Origin of the sequence: Archangium sp. (assembly GCF_036388035.1) — a bacterium.
GTDB lineage: Bacteria > Myxococcota > Myxococcia > Myxococcales > Myxococcaceae > Archangium.
On sequence record NZ_DASVSO010000659.1, the window covers coordinates 1 to 7,858 of the forward strand.

A 7,858-nucleotide genomic window follows, 5' to 3' on the forward strand; every position below is an offset into this window, starting at 1 on the left:
GCCGTGCTCGCCCTTTTTTATTACGTCATAGCTCATGACAGAGCTTGGCTATGAGTTCGCATAGCCCTTTTCAAAGGGTTCGGTGAAGCTCTCGAGGGGGTACCACTTCCCTCGACGACCCATCAACTCCCGGTTCTATCCCATCAAGGGTGCCGTGCACTTCCGTCTCGCTCGTCGGACGCTGTACACGCCCCGAGACGGTCCCCATGTCTCCCGTACTGCTCAAGGGCGCGGATTGACTGAGGGACGTACTTGGCATTGCGCTTGCTGCGCTTCCTCCATCAAGCACCTTCCCCAAGGTGAATTTGGCCTCTGCGACTCGATGGCCGTCGCCTGCCTTACATGGCCACCTCGCCCGTGCAGGGCAGGCTATTCGTGAACGAAATCAAAGGAGTGCATGCAATGCGCTTAAAAATGTTGTTGCCGCTCATCATCGCGACACTTCTCGGACAAGCATGTATCCAACTGCCGGAGCTAGAAACGCCCAGCAACACCGACACAACCGATTCTGGCAATGATCCCAATGGGGGAGGCCTGCCCCCGAAGCATCCGCCAGAATTGACAGAAACCCGCCAGACATCCACCTCGGTGGCAGGCGGAAGAACAATCACTTTCCGCATCGTTGCGCACGATCCGCAAAACAGCGCGCTCGGCTTCTCATGGGAGGCTAGCGCTGGAGTCCTCGGGAATCAAACGAGTACTAGCAGTTACAGCGAAGTGACCTGGACAGCACCGGCCTGCGGTGGTGCTCCCTCAGAAACAACTGCCACCATCACAGCCACCGTCATCAATACACTGGGTCTTTCCGTCACCAAAAGCTTCAACGTCAAGGGAACCTGCTACTCTCCAGAGATCACAGAAACCCGACAGTCGACCGTCTCCGTCTCGGATGGAGCAATGGTCACGCTTCATCTCACCACGCGCGACCCGCAGAACAGTGTGCTCAGTTTCGCGTGGAGTTCCAGTGCCGGAAGCCTCGGTACTCCGACAAGCACAGCCATCCTCAGCGAGGTTGTCTGGTCAGCGCCGGTTTGCGGTTCCTCATCCCCAAAGGAAACAACCGTCATCATTACGGCCACGGTGACCAACGCGCTGGGTCTGTCCTCTTCCACGAATTTCAACGTCACAGCCAGCTGCCCAAAGTGGATGCCTACTTCACCCGTGCGTTCTGTACGCCTGGCCCACACGGCAACCTTATTGCCCTCTGGAAAGGTGCTTGTGACAGGTGGGTACATGGCCACTTCCCGCTATGACAGTGCAGAGTTGTACGACCCAGCCACCAGCACCTGGTCCTCCACCGGCAGCATGCTCACTGCTCGCTATGGACACACCGCAACCCTCCTCCCTTCAGGCAAAGTACTCATAACGGGAGGCACCGATGGCAGTACCTATTATTCCACAGCGGAGGTGTACGATCCTTCGACTGGCCTATGGTCCTCCACGTCCAGTATGTCTTACGCTCGTGCTCGTCACACTGCGACCCTACTACCCTCAGGCAAGGTGTTTGTAACGGGCGGCTTCAGCGGCAGCATCAGCCCAACCCTGACCGAAATTTATGATCCAACTACTGGAACCTGGACCTCTGCGGGAAGCATGGCTTACACCTATAGCAGCCACACTGCGACATTGGTGTCTTCAGATAAGGTACTGATCGCGGGAAGTGGTAGGTCAGAGGTGTACAACCCGACTACCAACACTTGGGCAACCACACCCGCCAAAATGGTTTCAGCGCGCTCTAGCCATACCGCTACCCTATTGCCTTCTGGGAAAGTGCTAGTCGCAGGAGGAATAAACAACAGTACCATCCTGGCCTCAGCAGAAATTTATGACCCAATCACCGGCATATGGTCCTCTGCAACCAGCATGGCTTTTGTCCGCCAACAACACACAGCAACCCTGCTCACCTCTGGCAAAGTGCTGGTAGTAGGCGGATATGATAATGGTGCCCTTGCCACAGCGGAGGTTTATGACCCTGTCGCTGACGCTTGGTCCTCAGCCATCAATCCGAGTATCGGTCATTTCAATCACACCGCTACCGCCCTGCTCTCAGGCAAGGTGCTGATAACGGGCGGCAGTATGGCAGAAGAATACAACCCGTAGATTGTCGCTCGCCGTTGACAGGTGAATCGAATACCCACGCGCCATGACTAAGTGCTCGATTCATCTGAGAATCGAATACAAGCGACACTTCAGGTGCCCGCCGGCACCAGGGCCAGCTTCCTCGCGAGGTCGCCCGCCTCCGTGATGGGCGGCTCGCAGGCGAAGTGGCGGCACAGCCAGGCGGCTCCGCGGTCGCCCACCGGCTCGCGTCCCTCGAAGTTCTCGCGCATCGACGGTGGCACCGGCGCTCCCGGCTCCTTCCAGGCGAAGCCGAACGTGGGGGCGTAGGTCGCCCGTGTCACCGCCAGCAGCGACGCCACGGCCTCTCGCGTCCCCGTGAAGGTGACACTCGGCGCTCCCTCCACCAGCGCGTCCGCGGCCAGTCCCAGGTGCCCGTAGCCCATCGGGTTCTGCCGGAGCTGGTCCCGCATCCGCGACACATAGCGCTCCGGCAGCTCCAGGTACGTCTTGTTCCCCGTGAGCGCCGCCAGTGCCACCTGCGCCTCCGTCAGCGTCGAGGCACCCGAGGGGAAGGCGTTGTCGAACGTCGCGTAGGTCGCCACCACCAGGTCCTGCTGGGCCTTGGGCGCCGTCAGGTAGGCCCGCTTCTCCGCATCCCAGAAGCGCGCCTCCGCGGCCTTCACCAGCGCCTCCGCCGCCTCCAGGTACTTCGGCTCGAAGGTGGCCTGGTACAGCGCGGTGAGTCCCGCGGCCAGGTCTCCATAGTCCTCGAGGAACCCCGGAATGCGCGCCTGCCCCTCCTGGTAGGAGCGCCGCAAGTGCTGACCGTCCCACAGCTCCGCCAGCAGGAAGTCCGCCGAGCGTCGCGCCAGGGCCACCCAGTCGGCTCGCTCGAAGACGTGCCCCGCGAAGGCCAGCCCCCGAATCATCAGCCCGTTCCACCCCGCGAGGATCTTGTCGTCCCGCCCCGGCTTCACCCGCTGCTCCCGCGCCTCGAAGAGCTGGCGGCGTGCCTCGCTCAGTCGACGCTCCACTTCCCCCACCGGGAGCCGCAGGTCCCCCGCGAGCTGCTCCACCGGCACCACCGCCTCCAGCACCGTCGCCCCATGCTCGAAGTTGCCTCCCGGGGTGATGCGGAAGTGGCGCAGCGCCACCTCGGCCAGCTCGGACGGGAGCACCTCGCGCACCTGCTCGGGCTTCCAGACGAAGAACTTCCCCTCCTCGCCCTCGCTGTCCGCGTCCTGGGTGGCATAGAAGCCGCCGCGCGCGTCCGTCATCTCGCGCCGCACGTACTCCGCTGTCTCCCCCACCACCTTGCGCCACAGGGGCCGAGGCTCCACCTGGTACGCCTCCGTGTACAGGTGCAGCAGTTGCGCGTTGTCGTACAGCATCTTCTCGAAGTGCGGCACCGTCCACCGCTCGTCCACCGAGTAGCGATGGAAGCCGCCTCCGAGCTGGTCATAGACGCCGCCCCTCGCCATCCGCTCCAGCGTCAGCAGCACCGCCTTCTTCAGCGCCTCGTTGCCGCTGTCGCGCCTCCAGGCCCGCAGCAGGATTGCCACGTTCATCGGGTTGGGGAACTTGGGCGCTCCGCCAAAGCCGCCGTTCACCCCATCCACCCGGCGCAGCATGGACTCGCCCATCGCCACGATGTCCTCGGCCTTCAGCGCCGACGGGGCCGCCTCCAGGCCGTAGCTGGCCAGCTCGCCCAATCCCTCGCGGAACTCCTCGGACTGGCGCCGCACGTCGTCCCGCTTCGTCTCCCAGGCGTTGTGCAGCGCCTCCAGCACCTTCGGGAAGCCCGGCCTGCCGTACTTGTCCCTCGGCGGGAAGTACGTGCCTCCGTAGAAGGGCAGCAGCTCCGGCGTGAGGAACACCGTCAGCGGCCACCCGCCTCCCTGCCCCATGAGCTGCACCACGCCCTGGTAGATTTGATCCACGTCCGGCCGCTCCTCGCGGTCCACCTTCACGTTGATGAACCACTCGTTCATCAACTGGGCGATGGTGGGATCCTCGAAGGACTCGTGGGCCATCACGTGGCACCAGTGGCAGGCCGAGTAGCCCACTGACAGGAGGATGGGCTTGTTCTCCGCCCGGGCCCGCGCGAAGGCCTCGTCCCCCCAGGCGTACCAGTCCACCGGGTTGCTGGCGTGCTGCCGCAGATAGGGCGACGGCTCTCGTGCGAGGCGGTTTCGCGCACCGGACGGCGGAGTCTGGGCCATGGGCTCTCCTGGCGTGGGGAAGGACAGGGTGAGATAGGGGGCACCGGCAGCGCGGGCAAGCGCCTCCGAGGGTACGTGTCCCCCAGGACGGGCCGGAGCGTTCAGGGACGGGCAGAAACAGGCTGGGCAAAGGCCCGCAAGTGCGCTTTGTCCAGGGACGTGGTCGAGCCCCGCCCCACCCGAGCCCCCTTCCCCGTGACGCTCAGCCTCGTGCTGCTGGTGCTGAGCGCCGGGGTGCGGCTCGCGCTCGCGCTGGGCACGGACGTCTACTTCGACGAGGCCTATTACTGGCAGTGGGGCCAGCACCTCGACTGGGGCTACTACGACCACCCGCCCCTGGTGGCCTGGCTCATCGCCGCGCTCGGCATCCGGCTGGCGGCCCTGTTGTGTGGCGCGGGGACAGTCGCCGCCGTGTGGGGGCTCGCTCACGACGTGTATGGCGACCGCTCGGCGGCCTGGCGCGCGGCCGCGCTGTGGAGCGGGGTGCCCGCGGGCATCGTCGCCGGCGTGTGGGCCACCCCGGACACGCCCCTGCTGCTCTGCTGGGTGCTCGCGCTGTGGGCGCTGTACCGCGAGCGGTGGGTGCTGGCGGGGCTCGCCTGTGGGCTGGCGCTGCTGTCCAAGTACCCGGGCGTGCTGCTCTCCGTGGCCTTCGTCGCCGCCTGCGTGCGCGCCCGTCGCCTGCCCGCCGGAGCGTGGCTCACCGCGCTCCTCGGGGTGCTCCTCTTCCTGCCCGTGGTGCTGTGGAACGCACGGCACGACTGGGTGGGCTTCGCCTTCCAGCTCAAGCACGGCCTCGGAGGCACGGGCGGCTGGCGCACCTTCGGCGAGTTCCTCGCCGGCCAGTTCGCGCTCGGCGGCGCGGTGCTGCTCCCGCTGACGCTCGCGTACGTCTTCCGAGGCCCGCGCGAGCAGTTCCTCCTGCGCGCGGCGGCGCTCGCTCCCCTGCTCCTGTTCGGCTACGCCGCCCTGCGCACCCGAGGCGAGGCCAACTGGCCGGCCGCGGCGTACCTCTCCGCGTGCGTGGGCATCGCCGGCATGCGCCCCGGGTGGTTCCGCGCCGCCGCCCTCGCCAACCTCGCCGTGGTGCTCGCGGTGGGCTCGCACCTGCTCTTCCCCGTGCTGCGCTTCGAGCGGGACGTCCTCCTCGCGCGCACCCACGGCTGGGCGGAGCTGTCCCAGCTCGGCGACACCGCCCAGTTCTTCCCCGGCCTCACCCGCGAGGACGTGGCCGGCGTGTACGCGCCCAGCTACCAGCTCGCCTCCGAAGTGGCGTACTACGCCCGGCTGCCCGTGGACACGGCGGGCGGGGCCCGCCGCAGCCAGTACGATCTCTGGCCGAAGCCGCCGGTGGCACCGGGGCGGGATGCGCTGTGGCTCTCCGAGGGCCGGGAGCCCCCCGAGGAGCTGGCCGCGCGCTTCTCCTCGGTGGAGGGGCCGGTGGTGCTGCCCGCCGACTACCGCGGGCGACGCGTCCACACCTTCTCCGTCTGGCGCCTGCGCGACGCGCGGCCCTGAGCCACCCCGCCCGAGGGGGCCGGTGTCAGCAGCGGGCATCCGGTATGCTGCGGGAATGTCCCCGTTCCCGGGGCAACGAGCTTTCGTTGGAGGAACGAATGCAGCGCAGTCGTCTCGCCGTCCTGCTGTGTCTACCGCTGGTGCTGACCACCGGCTGTGTGATCGACAATTCCAAGTGCAACAAGGGCACCGGTTGTGACGGCCCCGATGCGGGCTCCGACGCGGGCGTCGATGCCGGGCTCGTCGACACGGCGGATTGGGAGGGCACCGCGCCCCTGGCCAACTGCAACTTCATCCAGGGCACCACGGGCGCCCAGTGCGGCGAGCTGAGCAGCTTCAACCTCTCCGCGTGCCCGCGCTCCACGCTCGGCGGTGTGGGCAAGGAGGGCGTCTACACCAGCCACAGCCGCATGGCGCGACCGGACGGCGGCGTCAACTACTTCGTCAGGAGCTTCTCGCTGAGGAATGACGGTGGCACCCAGACCTTCAACGGCTGGAGCACCCCGGACATGGAGCTCACCAAGCAGTTCGACGCCAACACCTGGTTCGTTTCCCGGCACACCACGCCCGCGCTCCGCGATGGTGGCACCTACAACCAGACCGTGGGCTACGCCGGCTGCTCCGCCGAGGACTCCAACCACTTCACCGGCTGCTACGCCGTGTGCAACGACGGACAGGCCATCGAGGTGGGGACCTTCCAGGCCGCCCGCATCGTGCCCGCCCGTGGCGAGAGTGAGGCCAGCGGGCTCGCGCTCGTCTCCGAGACCTTCATCCACTACCCGGACTACCCGGACTACTTCTTCGGCCTCCCGGTGGACATCTACGTGACGAAGGACCACGCGTATATCGTGTCGGTGGATGGCTCCTACCAGGGCCGGGGCGGGCTCACGATCTTCAATGTGAGCGACCCCGCGCACCCCACGCTCGTGAAGCAGATCTCCAGTGGGGGTGGCTACTGGAACGGCGTCTGGGCCAAGGGAGACGCGCTGTACATCGCCAGCTCGAGGAACGGCGTCGTCACCTACGACATCACCAACCCCGCCAACCCCGTCCTCACCCCCGTGCAGGTCCAGGAGACCCGGGACGCCCACACCGTCTTCGTCGAGGGCAACCAGCTCTACGCCATGGGAGATCCGACGCGCATCTATGACATCTCCAACCCGCGCGCCCCGACCCTCCTCGGCCGCTACGTGCCCCCCAGCGTCCCCGACGGCGACTCGCGCGGCTACGTCCACGATGCCTTCGTCTACAAGGGCCGGATGTACAGCTACTACTGGGCGTACGGCATGCAGATCAGTGACGTCTCGCAGATCGCCACGCAGCCGCCCGTCGCGCTCGGCAGCTACCGCTACGCCACCAACCCCGACGGCAGCCCGCTGATCAATTACTCCCACAGCCACGCGGGCGCGGTGGGCACCTACGGAGATCGGCTCATCGCCTTCGAGGGCGGCGAGGACTGGGGCTCCCACCTGCGCGTGCTCGACGTCACCGACCCGGCGAACGTGAAGTTCATCACGCGCTACCGCCTGCGCCAGGAGGCCTCCATCCACAACATGATCCTCGACGAGGCGAAGAAGCGGCTCTACATCGCCTACTACCATGAGGGCGTGCGCGTGCTGGATGTGGCCAACCCCGCCCGGCCCCAGGAGATCGGCTACTACAACACCTTCCGCGCCGAGGACCCGATGCGCGGCCTGAGCTTCTACGAGGGCGCCATCGGCATCCGCGTGCCCAAGGCGCCGGACGTCTCCGCCGCCAACGCGGGGCTCCTCTACGTCATCGACACCTCTCGCGGTCTGCTCATCTTCCGCGAGACGCGCTGAGCACTGGGAAGGACGGGCTGGAGGCCTCTGAGGCCTCCAGCCCACCGTGTCATCAGGCGGCGGAGCTGGATGGAGTCTCCCCGCGGCCCGACTCCATCTCCGCGAGCATCCGCTCCCCCTCCACCTCATCGATGGGGGTGAAGCGCTCGAGGTCCGGGCGGTAGGCGTGCACCCGCGCCTGGCCAATGTCGAACCACCAGCCGTGCAGCCGCACGGTGCCGGCCGCCAGGCGCT

4 protein-coding genes and 1 pseudogene are annotated in these 7,858 nt (G+C 66.4%); 3 read left to right on the top strand and 2 right to left on the bottom strand.

What is annotated here, in order from left to right:
- The first annotated feature begins 375 nt into the window (after nt 1–375).
- The gene (locus VF697_RS26920) at nt 376–2,100 is read left to right on the top strand and encodes a Kelch repeat-containing protein (RefSeq protein ID WP_331099587.1); all 1,725 of its coding nucleotides are present in this window, start codon (nt 376–378) and stop codon (nt 2,098–2,100) included.
- Nucleotides 2,101–2,189: 89 nt separating this feature from the next.
- Here the strand turns inward: VF697_RS26920 and VF697_RS26925 are convergent, their stop codons facing one another.
- On the bottom strand, nt 2,190–4,283 hold the full coding sequence (locus VF697_RS26925) for a thioredoxin domain-containing protein (RefSeq protein ID WP_331099588.1): 2,094 nt from the start codon (nt 4,281–4,283) through the stop codon (nt 2,190–2,192).
- Between the two features lie 195 nt (nt 4,284–4,478).
- Here VF697_RS26925 and VF697_RS26930 point away from each other — a divergent pair, with 195 nt between their 5' ends.
- Nucleotides 4,479–5,801: a glycosyltransferase family 39 protein gene (locus VF697_RS26930; protein WP_331099589.1), complete on the top strand. Its 1,323-nt coding sequence runs from the start codon at nt 4,479–4,481 to the stop codon at nt 5,799–5,801.
- Nucleotides 5,802–5,899: 98 nt separating this feature from the next.
- Nucleotides 5,900–7,624, top strand: a complete 1,725-nt coding sequence (locus tag VF697_RS26935; RefSeq protein ID WP_331099590.1) for a hypothetical protein — start codon at nt 5,900–5,902, stop codon at nt 7,622–7,624.
- A 52-nt stretch (nt 7,625–7,676) separates the two neighbouring features.
- On the opposite strand, the pseudogene VF697_RS26940 reads toward VF697_RS26935, so the two are convergent.
- Nucleotides 7,677–7,858 (bottom strand): annotated as a pseudogene (locus tag VF697_RS26940) (carbonic anhydrase); the annotation flags it as partial.